The organism is Stenotrophomonas sp. (assembly GCF_050737575.1).
Taxonomy (GTDB): domain Bacteria; phylum Pseudomonadota; class Gammaproteobacteria; order Xanthomonadales; family Xanthomonadaceae; genus Stenotrophomonas.
Genome location: NZ_JBOHXW010000002.1, coordinates 282,600 through 298,576, shown reverse-complemented (window position 1 = coordinate 298,576; position 15,977 = coordinate 282,600). Strand labels below are relative to the sequence as shown.

The following is a 15,977-nucleotide window of genomic DNA, read 5'->3' as shown; positions in this document are numbered from 1 at the left end:
ACCCGCGAGCGCATGGTAGGCGGATAAGCTGAACAGGGTCAGTGATGCAGTGCGCACTTCGTACCTCATGACCGGCAGGCCGGTATAAGCCCACATGCTAAGCGTGCTGCGGGATATTGGCGAATCCTGCTGCTTTCAGGGCCGCTGACGGAGTGCACAGAATTGCCGGCTGCGACGCCTTCAGGGCCGTCTTGGCCCCGACGTCTATAATCCATGACCGTGTTTAGCCCCCGGTGAGTCATGCCCGACAACTGCTTCTTGCAGGCGCTGGACCAGCGCCTTTCGGTCCCCTCCAAGCAACTGGGTGAACCCGCCCCGGACACCGCCACCCTGCTGCGGATGCTGCAGTCGGCCGTCCGCGTGCCCGACCACGGCAAGCTGGTGCCGTACCGCTTCCTGCAACTGCGCGGCGATGCGCGTCACGCGCTGGGTGAATTCCTGGCCCAGCGCAGCCGTCAGCGCGACCCACAGGCCGCCGAGGCCGTGGTCGAAAAGGACCGCCTGCGGTTCTCGCACGCGCCGCTGATCGTCACCGTCATCGCCCGTCTGCAGCCGGACCACAAAGTGCCCGCACAGGAACAACTGCTGACCGCCGGCAGCGTGTGCTTTGCGCTGCTGCAGGCCGCGCAGGGCTTCGGCTTCGGTGCGCAGTGGCTGACCGCGTGGATGGCCTACGACGCCGAGGTCGCCCGCCATCTCGGGCTGACCGACAACGAGCATATCGTCGGCTTCATCCACATCGGCACGCCCAAGCTGCAGATGCCCGACCGCGACCGCCCGGACCCGGCCACCTTGCTGCAGGACTGGCAGCCGTGAGCGCAGCGCCGGTGCGGCAACCGCTCTATCTGATCGATGCCAGCCTGTATGTGTTCCGCGCCTGGCACTCGATGCCGAATGAGTTCCAGGACAACCAGGGTTGGCCGGTCAACGCCGTGCATGGCTTTGCCCGTTTCCTGCTGGACCTGCTGGAACGCGAGCGCCCGCGCCATATTGCAGTGGCCTTCGACGAAGCGCTGGACAGCTGCTTCCGCCACGCGCTGTACCCGGCCTACAAGGCCAACCGCGATCCGGCACCAGACGAACTGCGCCGCCAGTTCGCGCATTGCAAGGCGCTGTGCGCAGCACTGGGACTGGATGTATTGGCTGACCGCGAATACGAAGCCGATGACCTGATCGGCAGCGCGTTGCAGGCCGGCCATCAGCACAGCCTGCGCGGGGTGATCGTCTCCGCCGACAAGGATCTGTCGCAGCTGCTGCTGGAACACGACGAGCAGTGGGATTACGCGCGCAACCAGCGCTGGGGCGCGGCCGGCGTGAAGGCACGCCACGGCGTGCATGCGCACCAGATGGCCGACTACCTTGCGCTGTGCGGCGACGCGGTGGACAACATTCCCGGCGTTTCCGGCATTGGCGCCAAATCGGCCGCGGTACTGCTGGCCCATTTCGGCAGCCTGGACACGCTGCTGGAACGCATCGACGAAGTGCCGTTCCTGCGCCTGCGCGGCGCCGCCACCATGGCGGTGCGCCTGCGCGAACAACGCGAGCAGGTGTTGTTGTTCCGCCAGCTCACCACCGTTGCGATCCATGCGCCGCTGACCAACGCGCAGCCTGCCTTCGTGCGCAGCCCCGCCGATGCGGACATGCTCAGCGGCCTGTGCGAAGCGCTGCGCTTCGGCCCGCTGACCCGGCGCCGCCTGCTGGCCGCAGCCGGCATTGCATCCCCTTCCTCTCCCGCCAACGAGTTCGCATGAGCCAGAACACTGCAGCGCCCCGCGTCGTCTACGAAGGCAAATACCAGCGCATGGTCGTGCGCGGCACCTGGGAATACAGCGAGCGCACCCACGCCGGTGGCCTGGCTGCGATCATCATCGCAGTCACGCCGGATGATGAAGTGCTGTTCGTCGAACAGTTCCGCGTGCCACTGCAGGCGCGCACCATCGAAATGCCAGCCGGCTTGGTCGGCGACATCACTGCCGGCGAATCCATCGAGGATTCGGCCGTGCGTGAGTTGGAAGAAGAAACCGGCTGGACCGCCGACCACGCCGAGGTGCTGATGATTGGCCCCACATCATCCGGCGCCAGCAGCGAGAAGATCGCCTTCGTGCGCGCCACCGGTCTGCGCAAGGTCGGCAGTGGCGGCGGCGATGCCAGCGAGGACATCACCGTGCACAGCATTCCGCGCAACCGCGCCGCTGCGTGGCTGGTGGAAAAGATGGGCGAAGGCTACGAGCTGGACGCCAAACTCTGGGCCGGTCTGTGGATGATCGAACACCACCTCGACGGGAGGCCGCGTGGCTGATTCAGGCCTGCAATCGTTGCCGGCCCTGCTCGGCGCCGACGACCCGCCACTGTTCACCGTGCACAACCCGCACGGCAGCTCGCCGTTCGTGTTGTTGGCCGATCACGCGGGCCAGCAAGTGCCCAGGATTTTGAGTGATCTCGGTTTGCCGCAAGCCGAGTTGGACCGCCACATCGGCTGGGACATCGGCATTGCCGGCACCACCCGCGCGTTGGCCAAACGGCTGGATGCGTGGGCCATCGAACAAACCTATTCGCGCTTGTTGATCGACTGCAACCGGCCGCTGGCCTCGCCCACCTTGATCCCTGAGATCAGCGACGGCACCGCCATTCCCGGCAACCTCGGTTTGAGCGAGGCGCAACGCGAGCAACGCATCGCGGCAATCCACACGCCGTACCACGCGCATATCAACAGCGAACTGGATCGCCGCCGCGATGCGGGCGTCCCCACGCTGTTGGTGATGATGCACAGCTTCACTCCCGCGATGAACGGCTTCCAGCGTCCGTGGCAGGCCGGCGTGCTGTATCACCAGGACACGCGCTTTGCGCATGCGTTGTTGAAGGCACTGCGTGACGAAGGCGATCTGGTAGTCGGCGACAACGAGCCGTATTCGATCAACAGCAACAGCGACTACGCGGTGCCGATGCACGGCGAAGCGCGCGGTCTGGTGCATGTGGAACTGGAAATCCGCCAGGACCTCATCGCCGATGCCGCCGGCCAACAGGCATGGGCGGAACGACTGGAGCGCATCTTCCGTGCCCTGCAGCCGGAGCTGCTGCAACGGTAGTGCCGAGCCACGCTCGGCGGGAATTTCGCAGGGAACCCAGGAGTTGGGATTCGGGGTTTACAAGAAGCGGCTGCGCCGCTGCCCCTCTCCTGCCTGCGGCATCCTCTCCCGCAGGGGGAGAGGAGTACAGCAACCGCGCCGTTCCGCTTTGCCGCTTTATGCGGCGAAGGAATCGGTGGCGCGCACCAGCGCATCCACGTTTTCGGCTTCAAACGCGGAGTGACCCGAGGCCGGCGAAATCGTCAGTTGCGCCTTCGGCCAGGCCTTGTGCAGTTCCCAGGCATTGGCCAGCGGGCACACCACGTCGTAGCGGCCGTGCACGATCACGCCGGGGATATGCGCGATCTTGTGCGCGTCGCGCAGCAGCTGGTCTTCCACGTCAAAGAAACCACCGTTGACGAAGTAGTGGTTCTCGATGCGGGCGAATGCCAAGGCGAACTGCGGGTCTTCGTGGCTGTTGATGAAGTCGTCGTCCACGTGCAGGAAGCTGGTGGCGCCTTCCCACACGCTCCACGCCTTGGCGGCGGCCAGACGGGTGGCTTCGTCATCGCTGGTCAGGCGGCGATGGAAGGCGGAAATCAGATCGTGACGCTCCACCTGCGGAATCGCTGCGATGTAGTGGTCCCACGCATCCGGGAACAGGCGGCTGGCGCCTTCCTGATAGAACCACTCCAGCTCCCAGCGGCGCAGCATGAAGATGCCGCGCAGCACCAGTTCGGTGACGCGCTGCGGATGGGTTTCGGCATAGGCCAACGCCAGCGTCGAACCCCAGCTGCCGCCAAACACCTGCCACTGCGCAATGCCCAGCTTTTCACGCAGCTTCTCGATATCGGCGACCAGATCCCAGGTGGTGTTGTCCACCAGATCGGCGTGCGGCGTGGAGCGGCCGGCGCCGCGCTGATCGAACAGGATGATCCGGTACTTGGCCGGGTCGTGGAAACGACGCATGTTGTCCGAGCACCCACCGCCCGGGCCACCGTGCAGCATCACCACCGGCTTGCCGTCCGGGTTGCCGCACTGCTCGAAATACAGCGTGTGGCGATCATCGACCTGCAGCGTGCCGGTGTCGTAAGGGGTGATTTCGGGGTAGAGCGTGCGCATGGCAACCTCGCGGGAAACGGATTCGCTAGTTTAGCGCAGGGCTGTTTTCGCAATGTCTGCGAAGTGTTTGTGCGGGATTTGCAGCGCTTGGCGGTTTGCCCTCGCCCCAACCCCTCTCCCTCAGGAGAGGGGCTTTCATTGCGCGATCTAGCGTGGCGGGTAAGTGGCCGGTGTGATGCGGTCCAGCAACAGCAGGCCATCGAAGCGTTGCCGTGCTTCGGGCAGTGACAACGTCTCCTGGTAATCCATGCTCCACAGCCGCGCCGCCGGGTTGTTCTCGCCCGGCAATGCACCGGCATGCAGGTCAATAAACACCGCCCCGCTCGGCGATGCGGCGGTCAATGCGGGCTCCAGCAAATCCGGCTTGGCCTGCACATCGATCACGTGTTGATCGACGTAGTCCAGGTAGCGCCCCTGTGCACCGGCGAAATGCAGCACATAGGTATGCGCCTGCAACGCCGCGGGCAGCGCACGGGTGACGTTGTCCACCGGCGGCAGGCCACCGGCATGGCCGTCGCGATAACCGCCCAGCCGATTGAGATGCCCGAAGTGTCCCCACACCACCACTTTGCGGCCGGGATAGGCCTGCTCCATCAGCCACTGCAGGTTGCCGGCCATCACCGGATCGTGTTCGTCGAAGGGCCGCCGCTGCCACACCACTTCGGCCATGCGCTGCACGCTGGCGTTGACCCGCCGCCAGAAACCATCGCTGTTGAACACATCCTCACCGTGCGCGCTGGCCGGCGCCGACAGCAACGTGTCCAGCCATTGTGCGTCCTGCAGGAACTGCGTCTGCTCGGCTGCATCCGCCTTGAACAGTTGCCCATCGAGTAGACGCTGCGTCTGATCCAGATGACGTTCCAGACGTAGCGTCTGCGACGCATCCAGCAGTTGCCGCGAAAGATGCGCACGCAGCTGCGGCACCAATTCCTTCCTCGACAGGCTGCCACTCAGCCGCCCGTCCAAACCCGCCAACTCCAGCGGCCGCGCGCTGCTGCGTTGTGCATCCAGATAATCGAACAGCGGCCACACCTCGGTGCTGTTGGCATACATGTAGAAAATATTGCCCGGTGCCAACGTGCGCACCGGTTGCCGCAGCTGCCACAGGCGCGCCACGTCGAAGAAGCCGCTTTCCAGCACCAGCACATCAAAGCCCTTGCGCGCGTGCAGGTAGCGCACTACGCGGGCCTTGTAGGCGTAGACATTGCCTTCGCCATGCGTGAGTTCGTCGAGCATCACGATGCGTTTGTCGCCGATGGCATCGCCCAGTGGCGCCAGGTCGGCGAAGTCATCCTGCACGGGAATTTCCGCACGCACCGGATGCAGCGGTGCATCGGCGGCACATGCCGCAACCGACAGGCAGACCAGCAACAGCGCCAGCAGGAAGCCGGCATTCGGCAATCGATTCATCAGGCGTCCACGGTGGCTGAGGGCGTCCCGATCCTAGGTGCGCCCCTGGCCCGTTGTCACGGCAAAAGCAGGGTTTTGCTGACCGACAACTGCAATGTCCCGCGCACTGACGCCTTGCGGCGCGACGCCTGTGTCCCTGCATGCATCAAAGACGCGCCACCACTGCGACGGCGCGTCATTGCATGACGTTCTGCAACGGACGATCAGACAGCCAGTCGCCCCAACGTGACCCGGTCGCGCTGTTCCATATCCTGCACGGTCTGCGCTTCGGCAAAACCGGCCTGTTCCAGCAATTCGCGGATCGCCTCGCCCTGGTCCCAACCGTGTTCCAGCAGCAGCCAGCCGCCGGGCACCAGATGTTCGTGTGCCCCGCCGATGATTTCGCGGATGGCATCCAACCCATCCGCACCGGACGCCAATGCCGGCGGCGGCTCGAAACGCAGGTCGCCCTGCTGCAGATGCGGGTCGCCCGCCGCGATGTACGGCGGGTTGCTGACGATCATGTCGAAGCGGTCCGCACCCAGCGCGGTGTACCAATGACCGCGACGGAACCAGACGTTTTCCAGCCCGTGCGCCTGTGCGTTCTTCACCGCGACGGCCAGCGTGGGGCCGAGCAGGTCGGTCGCCATCACCGTCGCCAAGGGCCGCTCACTGGCGATGGACAAAGCGACCGCGCCGCTGCCGGTGCCCAGGTCAGCCACCCGCACCATGTCGTCGGCCGGCAACCGCGCCAGCGCCTGTTCGACCAGCAGCTCGGTTTCCGGGCGCGGGATCAAGGTGGCGACGTTGACTTCGAGGTCCAGCGTCCAGAAACCGCGTCGGCCGACCAGATAGGCCAAGGGATGACCTTCCACGCGGCGCTGCAGCAGCAGCTCGAACCGTTCCCGGTCGGCCTCGTCCACCGTATCGGTGGCATGGGCAAACAACCAGGCGCGTTCCACGCCCAGCACATGAATCAGCAACTGCTCGGCCTCGTGCCGTGCCTCTTCGCCCGACAGCCGTGCGGCGGCATCACGCAACAGTTCGGCAACCTTCACCGTGGACACTTCTCTACCTCTTCGCGGGACGTTTCCGGACGGCGAGGATAGTCACCGCGCCCGGCGCTGCCTACCGCTCATGCATTTGCCATGGATATAGCGCGCCTATGCCGAAGCGTTCAGCTTGGCCAAACCGGTGCTTGGAAACCCGCCAAAGCCCCCGATATCAAGGCCTGGGCCCATCTCGCGGACCCCGGCGATAGTTAAAACCTATTGATACGATGCATCCAATTCATTTGTTTTATTAGTTTTTGCCTATTAGTCTTGCCCCAACGATTCACCCAGACCCTTCACCCAAGAGGAAGCACCATGTCCCTTATCAACACCCAGGTTCAGCCGTTCAAGGTCAACGCGTTCCACAACGGCAAGTTCATTGAAGTCACCGACGCCTCGCTGAAGGGCAAGTGGTCCGTGCTGATCTTCATGCCGGCCGCATTCACCTTCAACTGCCCGACCGAGATTGAAGACGCTGCGGACAACTATGCCGAGTTCCAGAAGGCCGGTGCCGAGGTCTACATCGTGACCACCGATACCCACTTCTCGCACAAGGTGTGGCACGAAACCTCGCCGGCCGTTGGCAAGGCGAAGTTCCCGCTGGTCGGCGACCCGACCCATCAGCTGACCAACGCGTTCGGCGTGCACATTGCCGAAGAAGGCCTGGCCCTGCGCGGCACCTTCGTGATCAACCCGGAAGGCGTGATCAAGACCTCGGAGATCCACTCCAACGAGATCGCCCGTGACGTGTCCGAGACCCTGCGCAAGCTGAAGGCTGCCCAGTTCACCGCCGCACACCCGAACGAAGTGTGCCCGGCCAAGTGGAAGGAAGGCGAAAAGACCCTGACCCCGTCGCTGGACCTGGTCGGCAAGATCTAAGTCGTACCCGCTCCCACCCCGCCCTCGCGGCGGGCGTGGGGGTGAACCGCAGCGTGTTGATGCCAGCCAGCACCACGCCCGCACGCCACGCAGCCCGCTGCGGTTCACCCCTACTTTTTACTGGCGCCCCGCTTCACGCAGCGGCGCCACTCCCCCGCTTTGCCTCAACGAAGGAGTTGACCGTGCTCGACGACAGCCTCAAGACTCAGCTGCAGCAGTACATGGGCCTGCTGCGCCAGCCACTGCGCCTGATCGCCTCGCTCGACGACAGCAGCGCCAGCCAGGACATGCGCGGCCTGCTTGACGATATCGTCGCGGCCGGCGGCGGCAAGATCACGCTGGATACCTCCGGCAACGATGCGCGCACGCCCTCGTTCGTCATCGCCCGCGAAGGCCAGAACCACGGCGTGCGTTTCGCCGGCCTGCCGCTGGGTCACGAATTTGAATCGCTGGTGCTGGCGCTGCTGTGGACCGGCGGCCACCCGCCGAAGGTGACGCAGGAAGTCATCGACAGCATCACCGCGATCGATGGCGAGTTCAGCTTTGACGTCTATATGTCGCTGACTTGCCACAACTGCCCGGACGTGGTGCAGGCGCTGGCGCTGATGGCGATTTTGAATCCGAAGATCAGCACCACGGTGATCGAGGGCGGCACGTTCCAGCAGGAAGTGGAACAGCGCCAGGTGATGGCGGTGCCGATGGTGTTCCAGGGCGGCGAGATGTTCGATTCCGGCCGCATGAGCCTGGAGCAGATCGTCGCCAAGCTCGACACCGGCGCCATTGCCCGCGAGGCCGAGAAGATCAAGGCCAAGGACGCATTCGACGTGCTGGTGGTGGGCGGTGGCCCGGCCGGTTCGGCAGCGGCCATCTATGCGGCCCGCAAGGGCATCCGCACCGGCGTTGCCGCTGAGCGTTTCGGTGGGCAGGTGCTGGACACCATGGCCATCGAGAACTTCATCTCGGTGCAGCACACCGAAGGCCCGAAGCTGGCCAGCGCGTTGGAAGCGCATGTGCGCGAATACGACGTGGACATCATGAACCTGCAGCGTGCCACGCAATTGGTGCCGGCCGGTGCCGATGGTCTGGTCGAAGTGCAGCTGGAAAACGGTGCCTCGCTGAAGTCCAAGACGGTGATTCTGTCCACCGGCGCACGCTGGCGGCAGATGAACGTGCCGGGCGAAAACGAATACCGCAACAAGGGCGTGGCGTACTGCCCGCATTGCGATGGCCCGCTGTTCAAGGGCAAGCGCGTGGCGGTGGTCGGTGGCGGCAACTCCGGCATTGAAGCAGCCATTGATCTGGCCGGCATCGTCAGCCATGTCACCGTGTTCGAGTTCGACAGCAAGCTGCGCGCCGACCAGGTGCTGCAGGCCAAGCTCAACAGCCTGCCCAACGTGAAGGTGGTGCTCAACGCACAGACCACCGAAGTGCTGGGCGACGGCCAGAAGGTCACCGGTCTGGTCTACTCCGACCGCGTCGGTGGCGATTCGCACCGGGTCGAGCTGGAAGGCATCTTCGTGCAAATCGGCCTGCTGCCCAACACCGAATGGCTGCGCGGCACGGTGGAACTGAGCAACCGCGGCGAGATCATCATCGACGACCGTGGCCAGACCAACGTCCCGGGCGTATTCGCCGCCGGCGACTGCACCACGGTGCCGTACAAGCAGATCATCATCGCCATGGGCGCTGGCTCGACCGCAGCACTGAGCGCGTTCGACCATCTGATCCGTACGCCGGCACTGCAGCCGGAAGCGGCAGAAGCCGAAACCGCCTGAAGCCTGAAGCCCCTCTCCCTCTGGGGTGAGAGGGGCAGTTTGCGAACCACTGGTTCGCTGCCTCACGAACGCCCCCGCGTCAGCGCGGGGGCCGGGGCGCGAAGCGGAGGTTGCGGTGAGGGTAAGGGTGAAACCCATTGCTCCCATGAAATCCATGGAGTTCGCCACCCTCATCTGCCCCTTCGGGGCACCTTCTCCCACGGGGAGAAGGAAACATCCGGGAGCCCGACATGAACCTGCGTGACCTCAAATACCTCGTCGCGCTGGCCGAACACAAACACTTCGGCCGCGCCGCCGCGGCCTGTTTCGTCAGCCAGCCCACGCTGTCCACCCAGATCAAGAAACTGGAGGAAGAGCTGGGCGTGCCGCTGGTCGAACGCGCACCGCGCAAGGTGATGCTGACCCCGGCCGGGCGCGAAGCCGCCGCGCGTGCGCGCAGCATCGTGGCCGAGGTCGAGCAGATGAAAGAAGCCGCCCGCCGCAGCCGTGACCCGGAAGCGGGCACGGTGCGCCTTGGCATCTTCCCGACACTTGGTCCGTACCTGTTGCCACACGTGGTGCCGACCCTTCGCCAACGTTTTCCGCAACTGGAAATGCTGCTGGTCGAGGAAAAGAGCGACGTGCTGATGGCGCAGCTGCGCAACGGCCAACTTGATGCCGCGATCCTGGCGCTGCCGATCAACGACGACCAACTGCATATCGAGTTTCTGTTCGAGGAACCGTTCGTACTGGCCGCGCCGGAAGGCCACCCGCTGACATCACATGCCTCGCTGACCATGGACGATCTGTCCAACCAGCGCCTGTTGCTGCTGCAGGACGGTCACTGCCTGCGCGATCAGGCCTTGGATGTCTGCCACTTGGCCGGCGCGCTGGAAAAGTCCGAATTCCAGGCCACCAGTCTGGAAACGCTGCGACAAATGGTCGCAGCCAACGTCGGCGTGACCCTGCTCCCCATGCTGGCGGTGAAGCCGCCAGTAGCCCGTTCGGAAAACATCCAGCTGATCCCCTTCAAAGGCGACCCGGGCCCGAACCGCCGCATCGCGATGGTCTGGCGCCGCAGCTCGGCAATGGGCGCGTTCCTGCAGCAGCTGGCAGAACTGTTCAGGCAGCTACCGGCTGGCCTGCTGGAGATCGCCCAGACGCCTGTGCGAGCGCGGGCCTGAAGGCGCGAGCGGCTTAATTTGGCGTTTGTCGCAGGCGCCAAAGCAAACACCCAACCCCTCCCCGAACCTCCCCTTGCCTCCGGCAAAGGGAGGGGGCCGTTTTGCTCGAACTGGCCAGATCGCCGGAAAGCCGCTTCTACCCCATCCCTTGCGCTGGAGGCGGAGGGAAGGGCTGGGGAGGCGTGGCCTTCAAGATTTCCCTTGAGCAATCCCTGCCCACAAAGCTGAACACTGCGGCCCCCCACATTGCATCCGGCCGTAGTCGGCCCCATGATCGGTACAGGGTCGCAACCGGCCCGTGTTACCAGCACAATAGTGATCAGGCGGCGCCGACAAGGCGTCGCCTTTTGCTTGCTTTTTCAATAGATTTTTTTCAACAGATAAGGAACATCCAATGACCAGCCACAGCGGTCTGCCGCCATCCATCACTGTCTCCAGCCGCGACCTGGCTCGCCTTGAGGCCATGCTCGACTCCCCGGCCCTGAGCCGGCACCCCGCCGCTGTCGCTCTGTCCCTGGAGCTGGAACGCGCGCAGGTGCTGCCGCCGGAAGAAATCCCCGCAGGCATCGTCACCATGCATTCGCGTGTGGATTGCGTTGACGAGCTGCACGATGAAACGCATTCCCTGACCCTGGTCTATCCGCACGAAGCGGATTTCGACAAGGGCCATGTCTCGGTTCTGGCACCGGTTGGCAGCGCCCTGCTCGGCCTGTCGGTTGGTCAGACCATCGACTGGACTGCGCCGGGTGGCCGTCAGTTGCGCCTGCGCGTGACCGCCGTGCATTACCAGCCCGAAGCGGCTGGCGACCTCAACCGCTGAGCGCACCGCGCCGGCACCGCTCCACAGGAACACGCAATGACCCAGGCCCCCTCCAAACTCGCCCAGCTGCGCGAACTGTCCGTTGTTGTCGCCGACACCGGCGACTACGACGCCATCAAACGCCTGCGCCCGGTGGACTGCACCACCAACCCGACGTTGGTGAAAAAAGCCCTCGACCTGCCGGTCTACGCCGGCCTGATCGAGCGCGAGCTGCAGTGGGGCCGCGCGCAAACCGGTGACACGCAGGCCATCGCCAACGCCGTGGTTGATCGCCTGACCGTCGGCGTTGGCACCATGCTCGCGGAGCTGGTGCCCGGCCGCGTCTCCACCGAAGTGGACGCCGACCAGGCGCACAACACCGAGGCGACGATTGCCAAGGCGCGCGAATTCATCGCCATGTACGAAGCGGCCGGCGTGTCGCGTAGCAAGGTGTTGATCAAGATCGCCGCCACCTGGGCCGGCATCGAAGCGGCCCGCGTGCTGCAGGCCGAAGGCATCGATTGCAACCTGACGCTGATCTTCAACCCGACCCAAGCGCTGGCCTGTTCGGAAGCGGGTTCGTTCCTGATCTCGCCGTTCGTCGGCCGCATTCTGGATTGGTACGTCGCCAACGGCCAGACGCCTGCAAGCATCGACGAAGACCCGGGCGTGCAGTTCGTGCGCGGCGTATTCGCCGAGTTCAAGCGTCGTGGTTCCAACACCGTGGTGATGGGCGCCTCGTTCCGCTCCACCGCACAGATTGAAGCGCTGGCTGGCTGCGACCGTTTGACCATCTCGCCGGACCTGCTGGAAAAGCTGGATGCCGATTTCGGCGAGCTGCCGCGCAAGCTGGTGGCCGGTGCTGTGCAAGCGGTGAATGTCGCAGCGATTGATGAAGCGCAGTTCGATGCGGATATGGCCGCCGATCCGATGGCGACGGAAAAGCTGGCCACTGGTATCGATGCGTTTGCGAAGGATCTGCAGACCTTGCGTCAGCGGATTGCGGATGAGTTGGCGGCCTGATTTTCAGGCGGGGATGAAGCGAAGCGGAGGCCCCGCCAAACAAGCAGAAGCCTGACAACCTCCCTTCTCCCGCGTGCGGGCGAAAGTGCCCCGAAGGGGCGGATGAGGGGGCTTTTGCTCTACGTGCTTTCAGAGCGCCCTCACCCCAACCCCTCTCCCGTAAACGGGAGAGGGGCTTGAGCAAAGGCTTTAAGCAAAGCCTAAAAAATCCCCAGCTCCAGGCCTGCTGCGAGCAATGCACCCAGTTCCCGTGCACGTTCCAACGCTTCCTCCGGCAACTGCTTCACCGCCGCAATCGCCTCCGGCGTCTGTGCATGCGTACACACCAGCACCGGCTCGGCCACTTCGCGCATGCGCAGCCCCAACGCAATCCGCTGCAGCTGCGCAATGGTCGGATGCCCATCCGAGCCGGCGCTCACCAGCAACGCATACGGTTTTCCCTCGCAGCGCCCCAATAGCGGGTAATAACTGCGATCAAAAAAATCCTTCATCGCGCCGCTGATCGATGCCAGGGTTTCCGGCGTGGCGAACACCACCGCATCGGCGGCCAGCACATCTTCAGCACCTGCGTCAGCGGCGTGCAGAACGCTCACCTGCACCGCCTCACCGCCCACGTCACGCGCCGACGCAGCCAATGCCTCAGCCAGCGTGCGCGTAGCGCCGGTAAAGCTGTGCCACACCACCAGCAAGCGTCGTGGTGCGGCCCCCATCACTCAGGCGTCCAGACCAATCGGGCAACTCACGCCGGTGCCGCCAATGCCGCAATAGCCATTGGGATTCTTCGCCAGATATTGCTGGTGATAGTCCTCGGCGTAATAGAACGGCGGCGCCGGGAAGGCGATTTCCGTGGTGATATCGCCATAGCCCGCCGCATGCAGCTGCTGTTGGTAGACGTCACGGCTGGCCAACACCGCGTCGTACTGTTCCTGCGTATGGCAGTAGATGGCCGAGCGGTACTGCGTGCCGGTGTCGTTGCCCTGGCGCATGCCTTGGGTGGGATCGTGGTTTTCCCAGAAGGTGCGCAGCACCGTATCCAAGCTGACCTGTGCCGGGTCAAACACCACCCGCACCGCTTCGGTGTGGCCGGTGAGCCCCGAGCAGGCTTCCTCATAGGTTGGATTGGGCGTGACGCCGCCCTGATAGCCGACGGCCGTGGTCACCACGCCGGGCAATTGCCAGAACTTGCGCTCGGCGCCCCAGAAACAGCCCAAGCCCACCTCCAGCACCTGCAGGCCGGCGAAATCACCGCGCAGCGGTTGGCCGTTGACGAAATGCACGTTGTGCAGCGGCAATGCCGCCCCACGCCCCGGCAACGCTTCTTCCGGGCGTGGCAGGCGCTGCTTGAACGCACCGATGCCCAACAGCCCTTGGCCGATTCCCAACATGATCAACTCCTCACAAAAACGTAGGTGCGATGCCACTGCATGCCCTCGCCCACAATGGGCGGGAACCGCCATTCAGGCCGGCAGAAACCCCGGCGCGTCGTCATCATCGGAAATGGGGTCGGCCGGGCCCGCGTCCAAGTCCAGAAGTGCGACGACTTCATCGGCCTCGGGCTTGGCCATGTCCGGCACGCACACCCGCAACAGGCCGAAGATCGGCAGCTCGCCGCCCGCGCCCAGCAGCGACTCCCCGAACACAAACGCCGGGATACCCGCATCCTCCAGCGCGTGTTTGACCAGATGCGCGTCGAACAGGTTGTTTGTCTGGTAGACCAGCTGCATGGCGGCTCCTTGGCCGTTCAGGCCCGCCGGCACGGAGCGCGGCGGGCAGTCTGAGCGACGGTTCATGGACGTGACGGGATTGCGCGGCCTCAGCATAGGCCTATCGGCGGCAGGCCGCGCTCGCCTCGGCTAAACTTGCGGTTTACTTTAGAAAACGCCGCGCCCCCATGTCCGAGAACACGCCTGCCGCCGACGCCACGCCGGAAAACGCCCCCGCCGAAAAGCGCGACTTCATTCGTCAGATCGTCCGTGAGGACCTGGCCAGCGGCAAGCACACGGCCATCAAGACCCGCTTCCCGCCCGAGCCCAACGGCTACCTGCACATTGGCCACGCCAAGTCGATCTGCCTGAATTTCGGCATCGCCGGCGAGTTCAACGGTGTGTGCAACCTGCGCTTTGACGACACCAACCCGGCCAAGGAAGACCCCGAGTACGTCAACGCCATCCAGGACGACGTGCGCTGGCTGGGCTTTGAGTGGAACGAGCTGCGCCATGCCTCGGACTATTTCGATGCCTATTACCTGGCCGCGCAGAAGCTGATCCGCGACGGCAAGGCCTACGTCTGCGACCTGTCGGCCGAAGAAGTGCGCGCCTACCGCGGCAGCCTGACCGAGCCAGGCCGCCCGTCGCCGTACCGCGAGCGCAGCGCCGAGGAAAGCCTGGACCTGTTCAAGCGCATGCGCGCCGGCGAATTCCCCGATGGCGCCCGCACCTTGCGCGCCAAGATCGACATGGCCAGCGGCAACATCAACCTGCGTGACCCGGCGATCTACCGCATCAAGCACGTCGAGCACCAGAACACCGGCAATGCGTGGCCGATCTACCCGATGTACGACTACGCACACGCGCTGGGCGATTCGCTGGAAGGCATCACCCACTCGCTGTGCACGCTGGAGTTTGAAGACCACCGCCCACTGTACGACTGGTGCGTGGACAACGTGGACTACGCCCACGACAACGCGCTGACCCAGCCGCTGGTCGACAAGGGCCTGCCGCGTGAAGCCGCCAAGCCACGCCAGATCGAGTTCTCGCGTTTGAACATCAACTACACGGTGATGAGCAAGCGCAAGCTGATGGCGCTGGTCACCGAGCAGTTGGTCGATGGCTGGGACGACCCGCGCATGCCGACCTTGCAGGGCCTGCGTCGTCGCGGTTACACGCCGGCAGCAATGCGTCTGTTCGCCGAGCGCGTGGGTATTTCCAAGCAGAATTCGATGATCGATTTCAGCGTGCTGGAAGGCGCACTGCGCGAAGATCTGGACAGCGCCGCGGCACGCCGCATGGCGGTGATCGATCCGCTCAAGCTGGTGCTGACCAACCTGCCCGAAGACCACGAAGAAACCCTGACCTTCAGCAATCATCCGAAGGACGAGAGCTTCGGCACCCGCGAGATTCCGTTCGCACGCGAGCTGTGGATCGAGCGCGAAGATTTTGCCGAAGTGCCGCCGAAGGGCTGGAAGCGTCTGGTGCCGGGCGGCGAAGTGCGCCTGCGTGGCGCCGGCATTGCCCGCGTCGATGAAGTGATCAAGAACGACGCCGGCGAGATCATCGAGCTGCGCGGCTGGCTGGATCCGGAATCGCGCCCGGGCATGGAAGGCGCCAACCGCAAGATCAAGGGCACCATCCATTGGGTCAGCGCCCAGCACGCGGTGGAAGCCGAAGTGCGTCTGTACGACCGCCTGTTCTCGGTGGAAAACCCGGACGACGAATCCGAAGGCAAGACCTACCGCGATTACCTGAACCCGGAATCGCGCAAGGTCGTCACCGGTTACGTCGAGCCGTCCGCCGCGCTGGCCGCACCGGAGCAGTCGTTCCAGTTCGAGCGCACCGGCTATTTCGTTGCCGATCGCCGCGACCACACCGCTGCCAAGCCGGTGTTCAACCGCAGCGTGACCTTGCGCGATACCTGGACCGCGTAAATCAGTCCGTGTAGTGCCGAGCCACGCTCGGCATGGGCGTTTCTGATCGGGCCAAGCCGTAGGCTGG

Annotated in this window: 16 protein-coding genes; 10 read left to right on the top strand and 6 right to left on the bottom strand. The window is 64.5% G+C overall.

The genetic code is table 11. The annotated features are described in order from the left end of the window. Positions 1-240 precede the first annotated feature (240 nt). The 4 genes from ACREP4_RS04495 to ACREP4_RS04480 are packed head-to-tail and all read left to right on the top strand — an operon-like array spanning position 241 to position 3,086. Positions 241-816, top strand: a complete 576-nt coding sequence (locus ACREP4_RS04495) for a nitroreductase family protein (protein ID WP_431595004.1) — start codon at positions 241-243, stop codon at positions 814-816. After that, positions 804-1,751, top strand: coding sequence for a 5'-3' exonuclease (locus ACREP4_RS04490; RefSeq protein ID WP_431595319.1), 948 nt, complete (start codon positions 804-806; stop codon positions 1,749-1,751). Before ACREP4_RS04495 ends, ACREP4_RS04490 begins: the two co-directional genes overlap by 13 nt. Next, on the top strand, positions 1,748-2,299 hold the full coding sequence (locus ACREP4_RS04485; RefSeq protein WP_431595003.1) for an NUDIX hydrolase: 552 nt from the start codon (positions 1,748-1,750) through the stop codon (positions 2,297-2,299). The genes ACREP4_RS04490 and ACREP4_RS04485 overlap by 4 nt, the downstream gene beginning before the upstream one ends. Continuing rightward, positions 2,292-3,086, top strand: a complete 795-nt coding sequence (locus ACREP4_RS04480) for an N-formylglutamate amidohydrolase (protein ID WP_431595002.1) — start codon at positions 2,292-2,294, stop codon at positions 3,084-3,086. The genes ACREP4_RS04485 and ACREP4_RS04480 overlap by 8 nt, the downstream gene beginning before the upstream one ends. Positions 3,087-3,242: 156 nt before the next feature. Here ACREP4_RS04480 and pip read toward each other — a convergent pair whose 3' ends face one another. The 3 genes from pip to prmC all read right to left on the bottom strand — a co-directional run bounded on the left by pip (position 3,243) and on the right by prmC (position 6,634). Continuing rightward, on the bottom strand, positions 3,243-4,187 hold the full coding sequence (gene pip / locus ACREP4_RS04475; RefSeq protein WP_431595001.1) for a prolyl aminopeptidase: 945 nt from the start codon (positions 4,185-4,187) through the stop codon (positions 3,243-3,245). Between the two features lie 147 nt (positions 4,188-4,334). After that, entirely contained in the window at positions 4,335-5,597 is a 1,263-nt protein-coding gene (locus tag ACREP4_RS04470; protein WP_431595000.1) for an erythromycin esterase family protein, read from the bottom strand. 203 nt (positions 5,598-5,800) lie between these two features. After that, positions 5,801-6,634, bottom strand: coding sequence for a peptide chain release factor N(5)-glutamine methyltransferase (gene prmC, locus ACREP4_RS04465; RefSeq protein WP_431595318.1), 834 nt, complete (start codon positions 6,632-6,634; stop codon positions 5,801-5,803). A 309-nt stretch (positions 6,635-6,943) separates the two neighbouring features. Here prmC and ahpC point away from each other — a divergent pair, with 309 nt between their 5' ends. The 5 genes from ahpC (at position 6,944) to ACREP4_RS04440 (ending at position 12,267) form a co-directional block, all read left to right on the top strand. Further along, positions 6,944-7,507 (top strand): alkyl hydroperoxide reductase subunit C, encoded by a 564-nt coding sequence (gene ahpC / locus ACREP4_RS04460; protein ID WP_057633045.1) that lies wholly within the window; start codon positions 6,944-6,946, stop codon positions 7,505-7,507. 182 nt (positions 7,508-7,689) lie between these two features. Then, positions 7,690-9,282 (top strand): alkyl hydroperoxide reductase subunit F, encoded by a 1,593-nt coding sequence (gene ahpF / locus ACREP4_RS04455; RefSeq protein WP_431594999.1) that lies wholly within the window; start codon positions 7,690-7,692, stop codon positions 9,280-9,282. A gap of 230 nt (positions 9,283-9,512) precedes the next feature. Continuing rightward, a complete protein-coding gene (gene oxyR, locus ACREP4_RS04450; RefSeq protein WP_431594998.1) occupies positions 9,513-10,445 on the top strand; it encodes a DNA-binding transcriptional regulator OxyR in 933 nt (310 codons plus the stop codon). Between the two features lie 394 nt (positions 10,446-10,839). Continuing rightward, positions 10,840-11,265 carry a nucleoside diphosphate kinase regulator gene (rnk, locus tag ACREP4_RS04445; RefSeq protein ID WP_431594997.1) on the top strand — a complete coding sequence of 142 codons (426 nt, stop codon included), beginning with the start codon at positions 10,840-10,842 and terminating at the stop codon, positions 11,263-11,265. A 36-nt stretch (positions 11,266-11,301) separates the two neighbouring features. After that, positions 11,302-12,267 carry a transaldolase gene (locus ACREP4_RS04440; RefSeq protein ID WP_431594996.1) on the top strand — a complete coding sequence of 322 codons (966 nt, stop codon included), beginning with the start codon at positions 11,302-11,304 and terminating at the stop codon, positions 12,265-12,267. Positions 12,268-12,467: 200 nt separating this feature from the next. On the opposite strand, the gene ACREP4_RS04435 is transcribed toward ACREP4_RS04440, so the two are convergent. From ACREP4_RS04435 to ACREP4_RS04425, 3 genes are all read right to left on the bottom strand, one after another. Next, entirely contained in the window at positions 12,468-12,977 is a 510-nt protein-coding gene (locus ACREP4_RS04435; RefSeq protein ID WP_431594995.1) for a flavodoxin family protein, read from the bottom strand. A 3-nt stretch (positions 12,978-12,980) separates the two neighbouring features. After that, positions 12,981-13,631 (bottom strand): peptide-methionine (S)-S-oxide reductase MsrA, encoded by a 651-nt coding sequence (gene msrA, locus ACREP4_RS04430; RefSeq protein ID WP_431595317.1) that lies wholly within the window; start codon positions 13,629-13,631, stop codon positions 12,981-12,983. 93 nt (positions 13,632-13,724) lie between these two features. After that, the gene (locus tag ACREP4_RS04425) at positions 13,725-13,991 is read right to left on the bottom strand and encodes a DUF2007 domain-containing protein (protein WP_431594994.1); all 267 of its coding nucleotides are present in this window, start codon (positions 13,989-13,991) and stop codon (positions 13,725-13,727) included. A gap of 167 nt (positions 13,992-14,158) precedes the next feature. Here ACREP4_RS04425 and ACREP4_RS04420 point away from each other — a divergent pair, with 167 nt between their 5' ends. Then, positions 14,159-15,910, top strand: coding sequence for a glutamine--tRNA ligase/YqeY domain fusion protein (locus ACREP4_RS04420; protein WP_431594993.1), 1,752 nt, complete (start codon positions 14,159-14,161; stop codon positions 15,908-15,910). Positions 15,911-15,977: the final 67 nt, after the last annotated feature.